This is a genomic window from Psychrobacter sp. JCM 18903, from assembly GCF_000586475.1.
Taxonomy (GTDB): Bacteria; Pseudomonadota; Gammaproteobacteria; order Pseudomonadales; family Moraxellaceae; genus Psychrobacter.
In genome coordinates this window covers 133,136-152,087 of record NZ_BAWJ01000009.1, presented here as the reverse complement: position 1 = coordinate 152,087, position 18,952 = coordinate 133,136, and the positions used below count along the sequence as shown (strand labels likewise).

The following is an 18,952-nucleotide window of genomic DNA, read 5'->3' as shown; positions in this document are numbered from 1 at the left end:
TGAATCTTTATCAATCAAAGATCGGTGAATAGCTGTTTGACGGCTCATGATGCATACAGAACCATCAAACCGTTGACGCTATGGCTTATCTACTAAAACTGTTTGATCACTTTACGACTGTATATATGTGCTCAGATCATGCATTTCAATGCTGCACACATAGGTTTAAGCATTATACGTATTTTTTAATCTAGTCAACATTACAATATATTATACATCGTCGCTGTTGCACTACTTTATCTTAGTGTAAATCATTAATAATATTGGAGCCTGCCGAACCTAGATACTTTTATCTTAGATACTTTTATCTTAGATACTTTTATCTTAGATGCTTTTATCTTAAATAATTTCATCTTAGATACTTTTATATAATTACTCATGTATTGATAACTTAATAAATTGACAGCACTAAAAGGCAACACCTCAGTGTCACCCTTAAATATTATTTGCTACACTGTAATTTATAATTTTCAATATTTTGTAATTTCGATATCGACACAAACTGTTTAAAGATGGCAAAGCAAACACAAGAGGTTTAAACAATAAATGGAGCTCATATTGAGAATTGAACTCAAGACCTCTCCCTTACCAAGGGAGTGCTCTACCGCTGAGCTATATGAGCATGTTTTTAATAACCACAAAAAACAACTTATGGATTTACTAAAAAAAATATCACGATACAGCAATACTAAAACTGACTGTCGTGATGATTTATTGATAATCTTTGCGATGTTGTATATATGGAGCGGGTGGCGGGAATCGAACCCGCGTCATTAGCTTGGAAGGCTAAGGTGTTACCATTATACCACACCCGCAATTACTCTTATTCAGGAAGACTCTAATCGAGAGTCATGAAGTATAAAGAGTATGCTTGGCGCTATGACAAACTTAAAAAAGTATGGTGGTGGGAGAAGGATTCGAACCTTCGAAGCTTTCGCGACAGATTTACAGTCTGTTGGGTTTGACCGCTCCCCAATCCCACCTTAGGTTGCTTTAAACAAAAATGACTTTAGTTTAAGACAGATTCATAAAAAGCTACTTTAAGAGAGATGGTGCCGACTGCCGGGATCGAACTGGCGACCTACTGATTACAAGTCAGTTGCTCTACCAACTGAGCTAAGTCGGCTTGTTCTCTTAAAGTGGTGGCTATTCTATCAAATTTTTTGAAAGACGCAAGCCCTTTTTTGCCTTTTTTATGATTATTTTAATAAAAACATATAAATAGTTGATTATGTTACTATTTTTTCAAATAAAAATAAGCTGTTTTTTGACGCTGACGGCATACTGTGTTTTTATGACTGGAGTACCTAGCGAATCCGTAAACCATTACACGCCATTTTTACCGCTTTGACCAACGCCAATGCTTTTTTGTTGGTCTCTTCCCACTCTGCTTCTGGAATAGAATCAGCAACAACCCCAGCACCCGCTTGGATATGTATCTTGCCGCGGCGCATCACGGCAGTACGAATAGCAATGGCGGTATCCATGTTGCCATGCCAGCCAGATAACCCACTGCGCCACCAAAGACGGTTCGACGGACTGGCTCTATCTCGTCAATGATTTGCATGGCGCGTATTTTGGGCGCACCTGATAGCGTACCAGCGGGGAACGTCGCACAAAAAACATCCAACGCATCCTTATTGGGCAATATCGTCCCTTCAACATTAGAAGCAATGTGCATCACTTGCGAATAACGCTCGACAAACATCTTTTCGGTGACTTTGACACTGCCATATTCACAAACGCGGCCAATATCATTACGACCCAAATCGATAAGCATCAAGTGCTCGGCGATCTCTTTTTTATCACTCAGCAGCTCTTTTTCAAGCGCTAAATCTTCCGCTTCATTTTTTCCGCGTCTACGAGTACCCGCCAATGGTCGTACCGTCACTTTGCCATTTTCGATACGTGATAATATCTCAGGGGATGCTCCAATAATGTCGAAACGCTTGTGATCATCAAGGGTGTAACCATGTACCAAGAATAAATACGGCGATGGGTTTAAAAACCGTAGGGCACGATAGACTGCTAATGAATCGCCAGTATAATCCGCCGTCAAACGCTGCGCAGGAACGACTTGCATGACATCACCTGCTAGAATGTAATCCTTTATTTTATTGACATCATGACAATATTTCTGTGCGCCTGTTTGTGAGGTAAATGTCGGCGTCGGCATTACGGGTGCGCTCAGATTTGGCATTTCTGCCAGTTTTTCCTCAATTTTTTCTAGCTCGCGGATGGCATTGCTATAGCCATCTTCAGTGTGACAATCAGCATAAACGATGATAGATAACGTATTTTCTAAACTGTCAAAAACAATCACGCTCATTGACAGCATCAGCCACATATCCGGCATTGTCATCGGATTGGGGGCATCTGATAAACCCACGCTTGGCTCGATAACCCTCACCATGTCATAGCCAAAGTAACCTACTAAGCCGCCGCTAAAGCTCGGTAGCGTTGCAATATCCTCGACTGTTGGCATCTTATATTGCGCCATTAGCTGACGGATATAGTCAAACGGGTCAGCGACTGCATCGACATCGGTATGGTCATTTTTTTTGACGGTCATATTACCATCGGCATACTGCAAAATGAGATCACTACCTAAACCAATCATCGAATATCGTGCCCAACGCTCCCCCGCCTACGACAGACTCAAATAAATATGCAGAGCCGTTTAAATCACGTACTTTAGAAAATACAGATACTGGTGTCTGTGCGTCCATTAGACGTTTTTTTATCAGTGGAGCATGACTAAAGCCACGGTCTTTAAAAGCTTGATATTCTTCAAAGTTCATCATAATAATGCTCTCTTAACAAAATATTGGCAAAAGATAAAACAGCAGACTGTTAAATAAAATATAGCGTCAACACTCTATTGAATGTTGACGCTATCAAAGTGACATATTCGTGAGGGTTGCTAGACTATTAGCCGATAGTAGCTAACAATTGGCTAATAATTATACCAAAGCTCGATTGGATTAGAGCATCTCAAACGCACTGGTCAGTACTTGGTTACGCACCGCCCATGTTAAATAACCACAATGCTAGCGCAATAATGATAATGGCAATAAACACCCAAATAAACCAACCACCGCTTGGTTTTTTCTCTGCCTGTCCTGCATTGGCTGAATTACTGATAGCCTGATCCATCGCATTATTACCTTCTGTCCCAAGATCACGAGATTGACCTAGATTGGCAGTGCCAGAAAACTGTGCGGTTGCCGCCTGCTTGGCTCGCAGAATGTCGGGATCTGCTTCTTCTTGTAGAGCAGTTTTAGTTGTTTTGTCATGCTCTGATTCAACTGCTGGCTTTTCATGTACAGCTGACTGCTCTACTAATGACGTATCATGAGCAGGTGCTGTCGGTGCCGCCTCTGTCGCTGTAACGGCTTCTGGCTGACTTACAGCAGGTTGTGCATCTGCTACAGTTGCAGCAGCGACTGGTGCCGCTTCAGTTGTGTTAGACACGGTATTATCTATAGCCGTTAAGACTTCATTGATGCCCGTTTGTTTCACAATCGCTCCTGAATCGCCTCCTGTAAGACTGGTTCAACTGTTTCCTTAACACTGGTCTCAGCTACCCCTACTGAGTCTGCTACTCTATCCGAGGCGGTATCAACAGGTACTGTCTTCATATCAGCTGTCACAGGCAGAATAGCTTCGATGCCCGTTTGCTTAACAATCGGCTCTTTTGCTACTGATTCATGAACAACAGGTTCACTCACCGTCGAGTCTTCGACAGCCTGCATTTCGGCAGTCGTTTCAGCAACCACTGTCTCAGTCTCAGCCACTGAATCCTCTACTGCTACGGGCGCTAATACATCAGTATCTGTAGTAGCAAGTGGCGCGTTTACCTGAAAGCTGAAACTGGCAAATCCAATGGTATCATCTACTTGTAAAAGGCTCGATGTATTACCTTCGATACGCTGCTCGTTGATAAATGTACCGTTCGATGAGTCTAAATCTTTGACATACAATCGACCATCTAAGATGCTTAACACCGCATGATTACGCGATACTTGCTTGCTACCAAGTACCACGTCATTGTCGCTGCCACGACCAACAGACAGGCTGTCATTAACCGTTAACGTGAGGTCACCAAGCGCTTCTGTTAAGGCATTAAGTTGCCAAGTCTCTGTGTCGACTGTCGCCTTCATACTATCTGTATTGTTCGTCATGCGGTAACTCCTTATTCTTTTATTAAATTTCAAATGGTTTTAGATAAATCATTGCCAATTTTTTAAGAGATTTTACGATTTTTTTAATATAAACCGTAATAAGTTATGCAATGACCATCCGAACTATTTAGGTATAAAGTGCGGCTTTATGACACCGTCGAGCTTACTGTACGGGATACTAAGTACTGGCATACCATAAGCATATGGGCCGATAGAATAATGCTGATAACGGATATCGATGCCTTTGTCCGTCAGTGTCACATTGTCACTTAAGGTAAATGGCCAGTTTTTCTCATAACTGCTGGCATCGTCGTCAACCGTTTTGACCCACGTTTTATAAGCATCATAAGCAAGCGCTTTAAAACGTGATTCCTTGCCTGATTGAAGCATATCCTCAAGCTTGATTTGTTTTTTGGTGCCAAGGTCAAATATTAAGTATTCGCTATAAGGCATGCCATGAGCGCCACCAGTAAAGACATAAGTATTGATTTCAAACAGTTCAAAATCACTGACATGACCTAAATACTCAGGCGTTACCATTAGGCTATAAGCCCATGAACTGCCCTCTGGCATATCTATAAACTGTGAGCTGGCAAAGTCATCAATGGCGGCTTTCACCATTGTCTGATTGACCTTCGTTTTGATAGGCGCAGATTCAGTCGGTTTACTATTGACGACTAAATTATTAATACGCGCATTGGCGATATCATTGATCCAACCGTGATTGGTCTTCAGATATTTGATGTCAATTTCTGGACAATTATCGCGCTCAACACACTGTGCTTGCACTTTTTTAGGCAGCTCATATTCTAGATAATCCGTGCTACTGATGAGATTACCTGCATTGGCAGGCATCGCGATGCTACCTAGCAGTAAACTGCCGGCAAGCAGTCTCAGCAGACGACTACGACTTGCTGTCATCGATAAATGCGGATTCATTGTTGACTGATTGATATCAATTTGATTCGCAGCGTTCATATATCCTCTTTTATAAACATAAGATGTTACTTGATATTCTACCGTAACAATGACGATGTATTGTAGGAACACTGTTTGTGTTTTTAGGGTTGTGCTGTCTCCTGCTAACGAATAGCTACCTACCCTCTCTCGTTTCATGCCTAAATCTAAGCTAATAAAAAAGACACGGCTGGCGTGTCTTAAAAGATAAACTAACTCGTGAAATGAGGGATTTTAATGCTCACGAGTATTACTAAAAGTGACTTCTGGATAGCGATCTTGCATCAGCTGCAAGTTGACCCGTGATGGGGCAAGATACGTTAAATAACCACCGCCATCTAGCGACAACTGGTCATGAGCTTTGCGTTTGAATTTCGCCAATGCCACTTCATCATCACAATGAATCCAGCGTACGGTGGCAATCGATACCGGCTCAAAGATACACTGTACTTTGTACTCTTCTTTGAGACGATGCGCGACCACTTCAAACTGTAGTACACCAACCGCACCCAAGATTAAATCGTTGTTAATCTGCGGCATAAAGACCTGTGTCGCGCCCTCTTCGCTTAGCTGCTGTAGCCCTTTTTGCAAGGCTTTTGATTTGAGCGGATCTTTTAGAATGACACGGCGGAACAATTCAGGCGCAAAATGTGGAATACCCGTAAAGTTCAGCTCTTCGCCTTCCGTAAAACTGTCACCGATAGAGATGGTGCCGTGATTATGCAAACCGATGATATCACCCGGATACGCTTCTTCTAACGCTTCGCGGTCCCCTGCCAAAAAGGTCAGCGCATCAGCAATGCGTACGTCTTTACCCAAACGTACATGCTTTAGCTTCATGCCTTTTTCATACTTGCCTGAACACACGCGTAAAAATGCAATGCGATCACGATGGCGTGGGTCCATATTGGCCTGAATCTTAAAGACAAAACCACTAAAATCCGTCTCTGTTGCCGCTACTTCACGCTCATTGGTCGGATGCGACTTGGGTGGCGGTGCATATTTGATCAAGGTATCAAGTACCATGTTTACGCCAAAGTTGCCCAATGCCGTACCGAACAATACTGGCGTCATCTCACCCGCTAAGAACGCCTCAACGCTAAATTCTTCTAACGCCATTTGTACCAGCTCAAGTGACTCTTCGAAAGCATCAAACATCAATTGACCCAAACGCTCACGGATATCTGGATAATCATAGCCCGCGCGGGTCTCAGAGACTGTCATCTTGCCGCCATTACCTTTTTCATAAAGGTAGGTCTTGTTTTCAGTCAGATGGTAGACACCAACGAAATCTTGTCCCATACCGATAGGCCAAGTCACTGGAATACATTTAATTTTTAACACTGCCTCAATCTCGCTAAGCAGCTCAAGCGGCTCACGAATTTGACGATCCAGCTTGTTGACAAATGAGATGATTGGCGTGTCGCGCATGCGGCAGACTTCCATCAGCTTGATGGTTCGCTCTTCGACCCCTTTAGCCCCATCGACCATCATCAGCGCGCTATCCACAGCGGTCAAGGTGCGATAGGTATCTTCACTAAAATCGGCGTGACCCGGTGTATCCAATAGATTGACCACATGGTCTTGATAAGGAAACTGCATGACAGAAGTGGTGATCGAGATACCACGCTCTTGCTCCATACTCATCCAATCTGATGTCGCATGTCGATCGGTCTTACGGCCTTTGACCTCGCCTACTACCTGAATTGCCTGACCCCATAACAGTAACTTTTCAGTCATGGTGGTCTTACCTGCATCGGGATGCGAGATAATGGCAAAAGTACGGCGTTTAGCCACTTCTTTGTTTAATTTCTTTGGATCTACGCTCATAATTTTTGGCTTCAACCTTAACTTCAAAAAGGCTGTCTTTTAGACAGTAATCTAACTAAATAGAATAAATAATGAGCGTATTGTAGCGGATTTAGCGTCAAGGTGCAGAATTAGCGCATAAAAAAACACTCCCTAGATAGTCAAATAGAGAGTGTTGGTCCGTTTTTTTAACATGATGCGTTTTTAAGATTAATAGTAGCGTTTGATTTGTGCGGCCAAGAAATCTCCTGCGACTTCATTGACTATCGTACAATCCACCACACCGCGAATACTGTTGGTATTCGGATTTACCACAACTTTGGCAACATAATTTGCTTCATAAATAGCATTTTTATCATTCGTGCCATCGTTATATTCGACACCATTGTACTGATAAGCAGGCTGATTTCGGTATTCAAAGAACGTCACTTGTGCCGCTTTTTGCTTATTGCCGATGCCTACACCAAACTCAGAGGTTCTGTAGCCTCTATCATCGCTAAAACGGTTTTCAGCTGCATCAATCCACTTATCGAGCGATGTATATCCCGTCTTGTTTTTGTCGTTAAAGGCTAAAAACGAGCGTTCGCTCTCGACTACTGGAATATAGCAAACAGAGCCTATCGGAAACTCTGCATTGGCTGGAATCTTAGGATAATTATTTAAGTCCGTGAGAATACCGCGACTGTTATTTATATTAGTACCCGCACTATAACTGTTTGCCTGCAAGCCTGATAGATTAAGCGTCTTATAATTGGTTTCATAGTCTAGCTTGTTATTACTGTTTTTTTCATAAATAGGACGTTTGACTGTGCGGCCATCAACCTCAATGTTTTTGTTTTCCAGTCGCCCTTCAAAGTTGTCTGCCAATACCGTTCTGTCCAAAGTATTCAAACCTTGATTACTATAATTATTAACGATATTTTTTATTTTGATTTCACGCTCACCAGTACGGTAGGTCTCATCGATGCGTGCAATGGCACTATCTTTCGCTTGCTTATCATAGCTATTGTCAAAGCTGGTCAGCGTAATCTTATTACTACCCGAACCATAAATACCATCATCCTCCCCACCGCAGCCAGCAAGGGTAAATGTTAGCAAAGAAAGTGCAATAGGTAACACCATTGATTTATTCATCGAATAAGACCTTTATTGGTTAGATTTTTTATCATCTATTTTGATAACTTTATTTTTTACAGCTATATTCCTATATTACATTAATACTTCTGTTACTTATAGCGATTAAGCTTTTCCTGCGATAGTTAAATGCAGCTAAAGATTCTATTAACAGTTCACTTACAAATCCACAGTATATACTTACGACTGACCTATATTGCTCATGCACTGGTTTGTTATGCTGAATCCCCTATCAAAATTTATTGCTAAAACATAAAAACTCACAACAAAGGATATGTTATGAAAACACTATATTCCACCAAAGCAACAGTTACTGGCGGCCGTACAGGTAATGCCAGTCTGCAAGACAGTGATTTGACGATTAATATGGTCGCACCCGGCTCTGATAAAGACGGTAATAATCCAGAGCAGTTATTTGCGATGGGCTATGCAGCTTGCTTTGATGGGGCACTTGCTGCGGTCAAAGGGGCAGAAAAAGCAAAGTTTGACTCTACCACTGAAGTATCCGTAGATTTAATGAAAGGTGAAGGCTTAAATTTTCAATTAGCCGTGAAAATTCATGTTACTGCTGAAAACACAGAGCTATCAGCGGATGAGTTCCAAAAGTTGGTCGAAAAAGCCAATAAAGTTTGCCCATATTCTAAAGCGACTCACGGTAATATCGATAGTGAAGTGACTTCAGAAGTAAAATAAAATTGTCAGAATAAATATATTGGTAAAGATAGAAGGACTCAGACTATTCTGGGTTCTTTTTTTATGAGCGTCTGTCAGCAGTATAAATATCATAACTATCGAGAAGTTCGGCAAGGTCTGATTTTATCGTTATAATGGAAGCATCGTTTTATCTGATATTTACTCTATCTGATACCTAATAATAAGTGACCTTTATGACTGACCATATGACCGAATCCTCCGCAGACAATAACCACAACTCGCATCAAGCGCTTGACCCTAAAGCCTTACCAAATTTTGATACCATGCCCAACGTAGCGACTATGGACACCAGTCACGTGGACAAAAATCAGCCACCTTTTATTTTGGTTGATGGCTCTTATTACCTGTTTCGCACTTATCACGCCTTGCCAAAAACCATGCAAAACTCGCAGGGGCTAATAACGAATGCCATCCGTGGCACGCTCAATGCGCTACTAAACTGATGCGTCGATATCATCCCACCCATATGGCGGTCTGTTTTGATACCAAGTCACCTACTTTTCGCCATCATATGTCTGCTGATTACAAGGCGGCTCGTCCGCCCATCGACATAGAGCTGGTGGAGCAAATTCCTTATATCCATCGTTTGGTGACCGCCTTAGGCATTCCACTGTTACGCATCGAAGGTGCAGAAGCGGATGACATTATCGGCACACTGGCGCACCGTGCGGTCGAGCAAGGTCATCATGTGGTTATCTCAACCGGCGATAAAGACATGATGCAACTGGTCAATGACTGCGTAATATTGGAAGACAGCTTCACGGGTAAAGTAACGGACACCCAAGCGGTCATCGAAAAATTCGGTATTAATCCAAACCAAATGATTGATTTTTTGACCTTGATGGGTGACGCCTCTGACGGTATTAAAGGCGTGCCGGGTATCGGTAAAAAGACGGCGAAAGACTTACTCGTTGAGTACGGTGATATCGACAATATGTTAAAGCACATCGGTTTTATTAAAGGACGCGGCGCTAAAGCTTGATTGAGCATGCAAAGGAAATTCCATTCAATGCCAAACTGGCCACTATCGTCACAGACTTAGATATCGGTCAAGACTGGAATGATTTGAAAATCGATACCAATCCTTGTGCTCATATAGATGAACTGCGCGAGCTATATAGCGAGCTTGAGTTTAGAAATGAGCTTGCTTCTCTTGACCACCCAAACCATCCAGCCAATGCTAATGGGAACGGCGTACAAAGTGTTGCAATTAGCCAAGCAGATGCTGAATCACAAGCGCAAATCGCTAAGTCGCTACAATCAAGCAGTATTGAGAATGTCCAAAACGGCAAACAGCATGATAGAGCGTGGCACACTGTGCTCGACGAACCAGCTTTTGAGAGTCTGGTTCAACTACTCGAGTCTGCACCGCACTTTGTCATTGATACCGAAACCACTAGCGTCCATTGGCGTCAAGCACAAATCGTCGGTTTGTCTTTTGCGGTACAAGCGCATGAAGCCTATTACATACCACTGACACATGCACTAGAGGGTGACGAGCTGATAGCTAAACAGCTCGACCGCGATAGCGTTTTAACACGTCTAAAACCTATTTTAGAAAACCCAAATATCGGTAAAATCGGTCAGCATTTAAAGTACGACGCCCATATTCTCAGCCATTATGATATCGATTTATTGGGTAATATTCATGCTCGTCCCAATAATTGGGCGATGGATACCATGCTTGCCAGCTATGTAATTAATGCCGCCATCACTCGTCATGGCATGGATGATTTGGCACGCCATTATCTACAAACCCAAACCATCAACTATGAAGATGTCGCTGGTAAAGGCGCTAAGCAAGTTACCTTTGATCAAGTCGCCATCGATATTGCTAGCGACTATGCTTGTGAAGATGCTGACATTACTTATCAGCTATTTGAGGTGTTCAGCGTTGAGCTGGCGAACGATGCCAATAATGCCAAATTACTACACGAGCTAGAAATACCAACCGCCGAAATACTTTGTCAAATGGAAGCAAGCGGCATTCTTATTAAGCGCCCATTTTTAAATGAGCTATCGAAACGCTTCGATGAAGAAATTATCGCGCTAGAAAAACGCGCTTATGAAGTGGCAGGAGAAGAGTTTAACCTCGGCTCACCGAAGCAGCTTGGTGAGATGCTATTTGAAAAACTCGGCGTTCCGGGTGGCAAAAAGACCAAATCAGGTCAATACTCTACTGGTGAAGCCGTACTGTCAAAAATCGATCATCCATTGGTCGATATTACCTTAGAATATCGTGGTCTATCTAAGCTCAAAAGCACTTATACCGATGCGCTTGATAGTGTCGCAGATAGCGAAACTGATCGCGTACATACCAGCTATCATCAAGCATTGACCAGTACTGGGCGTTTGTCTTCGACTGATCCCAATTTACAAAATATTCCGATTCGTACCGCGACTGGTCGCTTGATTCGTCAGGCCTTTATCGCCCCAGAAGGTCGCGTTATTTTGGCGGCGGATTATTCACAAATTGAATTGCGTCTCATGGCACATTTCTCAGGCGATAAAAACTTAACTGACGCCTTTAATGAAGGGTTAGATATTCACGCTGCGACTGCTGCTGAAGTACTTGGCAAGGATGTTTCCGACGTAACCTCGACCGAGCGCCGTAATGCCAAAGCCATTAATTTTGGTCTACTGTACGGCATGAGCGCCTTTGGACTTGCCAAGCAACTACAAATGAGCCGCAATGAGGCACAAGATTATATTGATATGTATTTTGATCGCTACCCGGGTGTCAAAAACTATATGATCAATACCCGTGCCAATGCTCACGAGCAAGGCTATGTCGAGACGATATTAGGTCGTAAGCTCTACACGCCTGATATCACTCACAGCAACCGCATGGTCAAACAAGGCGCTGAACGTGCTGCGATTAACGCACCACTACAAGGCTCAGCGGCTGATTTAATTAAGTTAGCTATGATTGCCGTCGATAAAGTACTGCCAAAAGCGCAAGCCAAAATGCTGCTACAAGTCCATGACGAACTGGTGTTTGAAGTGGATGCCGATAAAGTCGATGAAATTAGCCAACTCGTTACTGATGCCATGCAAGATGTACTGACAATCACTGCTGTAGAAAAGGCTGGAATGTAGAGTTTTCTGTGCCATTATTGGTTGAGACGGGTGCTGGCGAGAATTGGGATGAAGCGCATTAAGCGTTTTTGTATAATAAAACAGCTCAAGACCTAACGTTTTTATTTTATAGGATATGGCTGTTCTTTAGATTGCCCATATCATACCCAATCGATAGTATCTAATTCGTAGGAGCTGACGTTGATGACTAAGGATTCCGTTATCAAAAAATTATTGACCACACTCATCCTAGCTTTTAGCTTGTCTTTAAGTAATTACGCAATAGCATGCGGATTATTGCCAGGATATAAGTTGTCGGAAGGTGTAAGTTGGGGTGAGCTATGTGACTTTAATGAAGGTTTAGCAAGTGCTCAGAAAGATGGGAAATATGGTTTTATTGATAAACAAGCCAATATCATCGTTCCATTCAGTTATAACTTTACTGCTGAGTTTTCTGAAGGACTCGCCATCGTTAAAAAAATGAACATCATGGATACATCAACAAAAAAAACCAAGTCATTATTCCGATAATATATGATGATGTCAGACCTTTTTCTGAAGGTAAGGCGGCTGTTGAGTACGAGGGTAAATGGGGTGTTATTAATGATACTGGCGAACTTACTATTCCATATCAGTTTGACGAAATCAGGTATTTCTCAGAAGGACTAGCACCTGTAAGAAAGGATGAATTGTGGGGTTATATTGATAGCAGTGGAAAGACTGTTGTACCCTTAAACTATCTGAATGCTGATTCGTTTCATAATGGCTTGGCAGTCGTGGCAAAAGAGAATGGTTATGGCATGATAAATAAAGATAATAAAATAATCGTCCTACGGAGTATGACATGCCTATTTTCATTGATAATTATTACATAGATACTTTTAAGTTTTTGAAAGGCAATAATTTTTATTATTTTGATTCAAATGGTGATCACTTAGCTGTTAGCAGCTATCTTGACACGATGCCTGAAGTGATACTCGATAGACAAAGATAAATACAGTAACCGCTAAAGATAATAAGTACTTTTCATCTTAACTTTTATCATCTGGCAAGTTAAACGTCTGTGTCTGCTCGTTGAACTCTACAATAAAGCTATCTGTGCCTTTATCCAGACTAGAGGGTATTGGCTCGTAGTTGTTATCATAAAGACCGTGTTCGTAATCGACAGTGACTTTTAAGGGATAAAAGCCTTGAGTCATAACCCCACCTGTATTGATACTAACATCACTTTCAGCTTCACCATATGACGGTTTACTCATAAGCTCATACGAATAATCTAAATCCAATCTTGCCACTTCTTCGACTTTACCACTTGTCATAGCAGCGTACATACTCCAAGAACAATTGGTTTGACCACCTGCACCGGAGCCACAAAACTTACCTACCCAACCGTACCTATCAGCACCCACTTCTCTTAAATTAAAACCTATCAGCTGACTTCGACCTGCTCCACCATTTCTTATGTAAGGCTCGCTTGCAGAGACGACCCAAGAGTTGCCTAATTTATAAAGTATGAATAAACCGCCAAATCCTGGTGTCACTCGTGCACCATCTTCCACCGTATCACCAGAAACCAATACATATAAAGTATCTACTCCCTCGATGTTTTTAAATTCATAATGCTTAGGAGCAAGGCAATAGATTTCTGAGCCGTCATCATACAAGGTACAACCACGCAACTTATCATAGCTTGAACTGTAATAAACACTCATAATTTTTTCAACAGCTTGCCTGACATCAAGAGATATTTCAGCATGTGCTGAAGGCAAGACCATCAGAAACAAGCTTACAATGATTAAAACTTTCATATAATAGCGCCTCTATATGTATGTGCTTAACGACCTATGGCATAATACTTTTGTTTGTCCTTTTTAGCTACCCAAAGTAATTGAAGCTCTCCATGATTAAACCAGCAAATCTCAACACCATTACCCTTTACACACTTGCCAGCTTAAGTTTATGCACGCAAGCATGGGCGGATACTACGTCCACCACAGAGCCGAAAGTCGAACCGCTAAAATCTGACACGGCTTCGTTATCTCATGATACTAACTCTAATCGAGATGAAAACCTCAATCAATTTGGCTATCGACCTCAACCTACCGAAACATCTGCCGAGCAGTCTGCTCGATCAGTACAAGGAGCACAAAATTGGACGGACGAACGCCGCGAAGATGTCCAAGAGCAGCTGCATGAATGGGCACACAAAATGGACGGTTGGTTCGGCGAGCCGGATCCCAAAAAACCCGCCAAAGCCAGTTTACGAGTTGTACTAGATACCCGCTGGGTCAACGACCCACAATCAGGCAGTGACGTGAGCGTTGAACCTAGGATTCGCGGCCGCTTACGATTGCCAGTATTAGAAAAAAGATTAAGTCTGATTATCGGTGATGAGGATTTGGATGAAGATACTTTCTTAAAACAGAATGTGACGGGCGATACTTACCAAGCAAGTACCAGCAACCAAGACGGACTCGTCAACAGAAGAAAAACGCGAGAAGACAATGGTTCTATCGCCCTTCGTTGGTCACGTTTTAGTCATGAGGTTGAGCAGCAGTTAGGGGTCAAAACAGATATCGATGTCGGGGTTCGCTCGCTCGATGACTTATACGTAAAAGTAAGCGTCGATAAAGACTGGTATGACAGTAAAAAATGGACTGTCACTAGTGATAGTTACTATCGTTATGGACTCGATAGTGAGCACTATGCAAAAGGCGGGATAAATCTGCAATATGGGACAAATGCTGACCAGTTCATCAATAATCGCACCGCCATCCGTTATCGCAATCAAGACAATGAAGAAAGCACAGACTGGAGCAACGATCTCAGACAAGTACACTACTTGGGCAATGAAAAACAGTTGGCTTATGGTGTCTCTACTGGCGGTTACTTTGACCATGCTAAATCAACATTAAACAGCTATGGCCCTGCTATGAGCTACCGCCAACCTGTCTGGCGAGAGTGGCTTTATGTACAAACAGAGCTAAATTATTATAATGATAAAACAGCAAATAAGGACCACTATCCGTCGGCATTATTGCGGATAGAAGCGTTATTTTAACCCTGCCATCTATTGAATTGGTTATATCATCATGGGTATACATAGCCGATAGCAATGTGCACAACAAAGAGCATTTGTTTGCTTGTATTAACAATGACATATGACTCATTAGTTATATTAAATAACGTTATAGCAATGACATTGGCGTTATAATAGCAGTCTATTACGTTACCTTTAATTAAATAAGTTTCGGTCTAAAGTGAGCCTTTGTGCTCACTTTTTTTATTTTAAAAAATCAGGAGATTTTTATTTTGAGTTCAGATGGCATCATCGAAATTCCTGGCATTATTATTTTATTCGCCTGTCTGCTACGTTGCGTGCAGTATTTACTACAGAGATCTGCCACAAATACGTTTAAACAGATTCGAGCTTTTTGGTTGGCAGCGGTGCTGGTATTCTTTGCTGTGATACGCCGAGAGTTAAATTATCTACCAGACTTATTGGTTTCCACTGACTTTGTGTTGCTCAGCCATTCTTATGACTGGTGGGAAGACCTCGTCCTGACCATCGTTTATGTGCTGATCGTTGGTTTATTGGCTTATTCATGGCGTTATCTTTGGGCAATATTAAAAAAAGTACCCGTTTCTTTGTATTTTAGCGTCGCCGCCTTGGCATTATTAGAATATATGGCGAAAACGCCATTATGATTCCCGAAGCTTTTGGCGTCATCACAGAAGAGCTGTCAGAGACTGCTATTTATGGCATTGCTTGATTTATTTGTGGCGCTTAAACTTAGACGAGTACGACTGTCAAGCAGAAGGGACGAGCGAGCTGCATTGTCAAACGGCTTCACACTAACGCAGAGTGTCTCTGCTAACAGTGATAACTACTCGTTATATTAATCACCATGCGCTCTACATCAATAGTTATACTCTCTAGCAAAATACATTTAGACGAATTTGTTATACTACAGTCGGTTCAATTTAAAAATAGTACAAGGCAACCGAGTGTAGATGTATATTTAATACTTCAAGCGAGGCTAACGCAGTAATATTATTATAGTGGAATGGCTATAATAATAAGTCCGAGGGATAAGCATCATAATATACGACCTCGATTTACTCATGATTAATAACGATTAAGTCACTTATTATGAATATATTGATTACAGGCGCATCACGTGGTATCGGTTTGGCCACCGCCAAAAAGCTGGCGGAAAAAGGTCATCATATTGGGTTATTTGCGACCAATACTGCGACCCTTGAAAGCGCCATTAAAGACAAATCTTTTAAGAAAGCCGTCAAACAACAGCGTATTATTACAGGTCAGCTGGATGTCACCCAGCCTGACTCGTGGGACAATGCGATCAAGCAAATGATTGAACATTTCGGTGGTATTGATGCACTCATTAATAATGCTGGGGTGCTGGTCAGTGGCGCATTACCAACGACCGATCTAGATGAGCAATTGGCTTTAATTGACGTCAACTGTAAAGGTGTTTTGATTGGCTGTCATAAACTGGCGCCTTATCTGGCTGATAGCAAAGACGGCAAAATTATTAATGTGTCCTCTGCTTCTGCTATCTATGGTCAACCCGAAGTTGCGACTTATGCGCCAGTAAGTTTTTTGTGCGAGGTCTCACAGAAGGCCTTAATATTGAGTACGAAAAATTGGGTATCAAGGTGATCGATGTGATGCCGCTGTGGGTCAAATCTGACATGACTGCCGATATCGAAGTGACCAGTATGGATCGCTTGGGCATCCATCTAACGGTCAACGATGTCGCCAAAACATTGTGTAAATTGACGACCAGTCCCAATCGTAAGCTCAAAAGTACGCATTACTCTGTGGGCATGCCAGCAAAACTCTTTCAAGCAGTCTCGCAAGTCACGCCAGATTCTGTAATCCGCTGGGTCAATACCAAGGTTGGTGCTTAAAGGTTGGTGCTTAATAGCAACATCACCTATTCGTTATACTGTTTTTACCGATAACGCTTATTTAATATAAAGCCACATTTACGGCTGCTCAATATGAGTGGCCGTTTTGCTTGCCTCACGAATTTTTATGGCTTGCTCAACAGTTTTACCAGTAAAAATATTGTTTTTAATAATGGTATTTTTTATTGCCCCTGCCGCACTTTCTTCTCGAATCTCAGAACCAACGCTAATCGGTAAGTTCACATCAGCAGCGAATTGATTACCAGCTATTAGCGTGCCATCGTCCTCCACGATAATGCCCTGCTCGACTTGCTCAAATCGATTATCGATAATTTGATTGTCCTTAGCGCTGTCTAAATGATAGCTGGCAAATGGCGTTTGCTTCAGCAAATAAGCACCGCATTCAAAACCTTTGAGATTGCGCGACTGTCTTGACGCCACCCACACCCCGACTGGCTCGTCGTTAAAAGTATTGCCACGAATCATATTGTCACGGCTCGACTCGGTACGCTTAAAATGATTGCCCCGCGTACTGTCATCAGCATGCTCAAAGCAATTGCGATACAGCAAAATACTGCCTGCCCCATTATGGATAAATTGATTGTTTTCGATACGGTTATTGCTCGACGAATCCACGGCAATGGCCTCACGATTGGGCTTAAAGGTACGGAAGCCATTACCGACAAACACCGAATTTTTAATCACGTTATCGCGGCTACCAAATTCCAGATATAGCCCCACAGTGCCTGCATTTTGAATACGGACTTTATCAAAGCTCACGCCATGCACATGATCACCGACAAACATGCCACTATTGATACTGTTTTGACTACTCACATTAATCACACGAATATCGCTTGGTGCAAGCGCACGATTGGCAGCAGGGTCTATCAAGCCGCGCGCATAACGCTGGTTGGGCTGGCTATATTGGCGAATATGTAGCGCATGACCATAGCCATCCACATGACAATTGGCAACGGTAATATCTTCGATAGCGCTATCTGTTTTGGGCTTAATCATAATGGCGCTGGCCGTTGATGCATCATCAACGCGAGTACTGAGCAAAGCGCCCTGACAGTCAAAAGAGCTGTGTGAATCATTCAACTCAAAGCGTATCGACTTGGCTGTTAAATCACAGCTTGCACTGAGTACGCTGTGACCTTTTACCTTAACTATTTGCTTCGGTGTTAATTGTGCGCAGTCTATGGTTGTCGTGGCTTTTGGCAGCTTGGCATCGATAATTAACGGCTGTTTTAAATCAGCATTATCCAAGCTGCTATGGGCGCTGCTACCAGAAAAAGGTACACCTTCACAAGCCTTCAAACCTATTGTGGCACTGATTAAGGATATTGTGACGAACAACCTACTACTTGATACCATCATATATTTCCTATTTTTATGTCTATCTTGTACTTGTCTTACATTTTTTGAACATCCTGTGACACCTTGCTACTATTAGCAAGCGTCATAACACGTCACAATGTTTTTAATAAATAAAATCAGTCACATCCATTAATAATAACTATCGATAATAAGGAAGCCATAATGGACCATTCAAAAAGCCCATTACCAGAAGCAATGGATCACATTGAAGGTGATACGGACGTCAATAATAACAGCCAAGAAATTGATTTGGCTGACCCTATGTTGCATACCATTGATAATGATGATGTCATTGACAATAGCGCAGGATTCGACAACTCGCAAGCCGGAAGTGATGCAATTCAAGGGCTCACCCCTATCCATCATCAAAATATAGACGAATCGCGAATCGATGAAGTATTAGTGGACGATAATTTGGATGACAGCGATTATCCAGATATTGTCGATATCGCTGATAGAGACGCGGCGGAACGTAGTAATGATGACGATTTTTAACCACGCTCTTTCATGATAAAAAAGCTTTGGCACAATAAAAAAGCACGCCCGTTATATCGAGCGTGCTTTTTTTGTACTATAAAATATTGGTTACATTACTGACAACGGCTGGTCAGTCCAAACATCTCGGTAACTGGTGTAGTAGGTAATCATACCTATTGGAAGCAGTGCTAACATACCTAGCCCTAGTGTAAAAACTACCATCAATATCATTATTATAGGAGCAATTAACCAAAAAACGAAAAATGGTAAGATATTTT

The 18,952-nt window shown here is 42.1% G+C and carries 13 protein-coding genes, 4 tRNA genes and 3 pseudogenes; 8 read left to right on the top strand and 12 right to left on the bottom strand.

Annotation, left to right across the window (positions count from 1 at the left end; genetic code table 11):
* Window positions 1-547 precede the first annotated feature (547 nt).
* The 10 genes and pseudogenes from TT12_RS08290 to TT12_RS08245 all read right to left on the bottom strand — a co-directional run bounded on the left by TT12_RS08290 (window position 548) and on the right by TT12_RS08245 (window position 8,084).
* Window positions 548-622, bottom strand: a tRNA-Thr gene (locus TT12_RS08290).
* Window positions 623-741: 119 nt separating this feature from the next.
* A tRNA-Gly gene (locus TT12_RS08285) sits at window positions 742-815 on the bottom strand.
* Between the two features lie 84 nt (window positions 816-899).
* Window positions 900-983, bottom strand: a tRNA-Tyr gene (locus tag TT12_RS08280).
* 67 nt (window positions 984-1,050) lie between these two features.
* Window positions 1,051-1,126: transfer RNA gene (locus tag TT12_RS08275), tRNA-Thr, on the bottom strand.
* 181 nt (window positions 1,127-1,307) lie between these two features.
* A pseudogene (locus TT12_RS08270) lies at window positions 1,308-2,804 on the bottom strand (anthranilate synthase component I family protein).
* Window positions 2,805-3,018: 214 nt separating this feature from the next.
* On the bottom strand, window positions 3,019-3,522 hold the full coding sequence (locus TT12_RS08265) for a hypothetical protein (RefSeq protein WP_207804030.1): 504 nt from the start codon (window positions 3,520-3,522) through the stop codon (window positions 3,019-3,021).
* Window positions 3,519-4,184 (bottom strand): FHA domain-containing protein, encoded by a 666-nt coding sequence (locus TT12_RS15510; RefSeq protein ID WP_207804029.1) that lies wholly within the window; start codon window positions 4,182-4,184, stop codon window positions 3,519-3,521. Before TT12_RS15510 ends, TT12_RS08265 begins: the two co-directional genes overlap by 4 nt.
* 123 nt (window positions 4,185-4,307) lie before the next feature.
* Window positions 4,308-5,162 carry an RsiV family protein gene (locus tag TT12_RS08255; protein ID WP_045453789.1) on the bottom strand — a complete coding sequence of 285 codons (855 nt, stop codon included), beginning with the start codon at window positions 5,160-5,162 and terminating at the stop codon, window positions 4,308-4,310.
* 213 nt (window positions 5,163-5,375) lie between these two features.
* Window positions 5,376-6,971, bottom strand: coding sequence for a peptide chain release factor 3 (locus tag TT12_RS08250; RefSeq protein WP_045453786.1), 1,596 nt, complete (start codon window positions 6,969-6,971; stop codon window positions 5,376-5,378).
* 189 nt (window positions 6,972-7,160) lie between these two features.
* On the bottom strand, window positions 7,161-8,084 hold the full coding sequence (locus TT12_RS08245; protein WP_045453783.1) for a hypothetical protein: 924 nt from the start codon (window positions 8,082-8,084) through the stop codon (window positions 7,161-7,163).
* Window positions 8,085-8,363: 279 nt separating this feature from the next.
* On the opposite strand from TT12_RS08245, the gene TT12_RS08240 reads away from it, so the two are divergent.
* The 4 genes and pseudogenes from TT12_RS08240 to TT12_RS19100 all read left to right on the top strand — a co-directional run bounded on the left by TT12_RS08240 (window position 8,364) and on the right by TT12_RS19100 (window position 12,751).
* The gene (locus TT12_RS08240) at window positions 8,364-8,777 is read left to right on the top strand and encodes an organic hydroperoxide resistance protein (protein ID WP_045453779.1); all 414 of its coding nucleotides are present in this window, start codon (window positions 8,364-8,366) and stop codon (window positions 8,775-8,777) included.
* A gap of 206 nt (window positions 8,778-8,983) precedes the next feature.
* Window positions 8,984-11,959, top strand: a pseudogene (gene polA / locus TT12_RS08225) (DNA polymerase I).
* A gap of 121 nt (window positions 11,960-12,080) precedes the next feature.
* Entirely contained in the window at window positions 12,081-12,407 is a 327-nt protein-coding gene (locus TT12_RS08220) for a WG repeat-containing protein (protein WP_045453762.1), read from the top strand.
* Complete coding sequence (locus tag TT12_RS19100) at window positions 12,374-12,751, top strand: WG repeat-containing protein (RefSeq protein ID WP_207804032.1); 378 nt, start codon at window positions 12,374-12,376, stop codon at window positions 12,749-12,751. The genes TT12_RS08220 and TT12_RS19100 overlap by 34 nt, the downstream gene beginning before the upstream one ends.
* Before the next feature lie 156 nt (window positions 12,752-12,907).
* Here the strand turns inward: TT12_RS19100 and TT12_RS08215 are convergent, their stop codons facing one another.
* A complete protein-coding gene (locus TT12_RS08215; protein ID WP_045453758.1) occupies window positions 12,908-13,684 on the bottom strand; it encodes a hypothetical protein in 777 nt (258 codons plus the stop codon).
* A 92-nt stretch (window positions 13,685-13,776) separates the two neighbouring features.
* Here TT12_RS08215 and TT12_RS08210 point away from each other — a divergent pair, with 92 nt between their 5' ends.
* The 3 genes and pseudogenes from TT12_RS08210 to TT12_RS08200 all read left to right on the top strand — a co-directional run bounded on the left by TT12_RS08210 (window position 13,777) and on the right by TT12_RS08200 (window position 16,814).
* On the top strand, window positions 13,777-14,937 hold the full coding sequence (locus TT12_RS08210; RefSeq protein ID WP_201605446.1) for a hypothetical protein: 1,161 nt from the start codon (window positions 13,777-13,779) through the stop codon (window positions 14,935-14,937).
* Window positions 14,938-15,188: 251 nt separating this feature from the next.
* The gene (locus TT12_RS08205; protein WP_243443508.1) at window positions 15,189-15,584 is read left to right on the top strand and encodes a hypothetical protein; all 396 of its coding nucleotides are present in this window, start codon (window positions 15,189-15,191) and stop codon (window positions 15,582-15,584) included.
* Between the two features lie 445 nt (window positions 15,585-16,029).
* A pseudogene (locus TT12_RS08200) lies at window positions 16,030-16,814 on the top strand (SDR family NAD(P)-dependent oxidoreductase).
* Window positions 16,815-16,892: 78 nt separating this feature from the next.
* Here TT12_RS08200 and TT12_RS15500 read toward each other — a convergent pair.
* The gene (locus TT12_RS15500; RefSeq protein ID WP_201605441.1) at window positions 16,893-18,197 is read right to left on the bottom strand and encodes a right-handed parallel beta-helix repeat-containing protein; all 1,305 of its coding nucleotides are present in this window, start codon (window positions 18,195-18,197) and stop codon (window positions 16,893-16,895) included.
* 162 nt (window positions 18,198-18,359) lie between these two features.
* Between TT12_RS15500 and TT12_RS08190 the strand changes: the two genes are divergently transcribed.
* Window positions 18,360-18,692: a hypothetical protein gene (locus tag TT12_RS08190; RefSeq protein WP_045453754.1), complete on the top strand. Its 333-nt coding sequence runs from the start codon at window positions 18,360-18,362 to the stop codon at window positions 18,690-18,692.
* Window positions 18,693-18,952 lie beyond the last annotated feature (260 nt).

What these genes read in the sequence shown, in the direction of transcription:
- TT12_RS15510 (WP_207804029.1), bottom strand. Translation starts at nt 4,184, where the DNA reads ATGACGAACAATACAGATAGTATGAAGGCGACAGTCGACACAGAGACT.
- TT12_RS08255 (WP_045453789.1), bottom strand. Translation starts at nt 5,162, where the DNA reads ATGAACGCTGCGAATCAAATTGATATCAATCAGTCAACAATGAATCCG.
- TT12_RS08250 (WP_045453786.1), bottom strand. Translation starts at nt 6,971, where the DNA reads ATGAGCGTAGATCCAAAGAAATTAAACAAAGAAGTGGCTAAACGCCGT.
- TT12_RS08245 (WP_045453783.1), bottom strand. Translation starts at nt 8,084, where the DNA reads ATGAATAAATCAATGGTGTTACCTATTGCACTTTCTTTGCTAACATTT.
- TT12_RS08240 (WP_045453779.1), top strand. Translation starts at nt 8,364, where the DNA reads ATGAAAACACTATATTCCACCAAAGCAACAGTTACTGGCGGCCGTACA.
- TT12_RS08220 (WP_045453762.1), top strand. Translation starts at nt 12,081, where the DNA reads ATGACTAAGGATTCCGTTATCAAAAAATTATTGACCACACTCATCCTA.
- TT12_RS08215 (WP_045453758.1), bottom strand. Translation starts at nt 13,684, where the DNA reads ATGAAAGTTTTAATCATTGTAAGCTTGTTTCTGATGGTCTTGCCTTCA.
- TT12_RS08210 (WP_201605446.1), top strand. Translation starts at nt 13,777, where the DNA reads ATGATTAAACCAGCAAATCTCAACACCATTACCCTTTACACACTTGCC.
- TT12_RS15500 (WP_201605441.1), bottom strand. Translation starts at nt 18,197, where the DNA reads ATGATGGTATCAAGTAGTAGGTTGTTCGTCACAATATCCTTAATCAGT.
- TT12_RS08190 (WP_045453754.1), top strand. Translation starts at nt 18,360, where the DNA reads ATGGACCATTCAAAAAGCCCATTACCAGAAGCAATGGATCACATTGAA.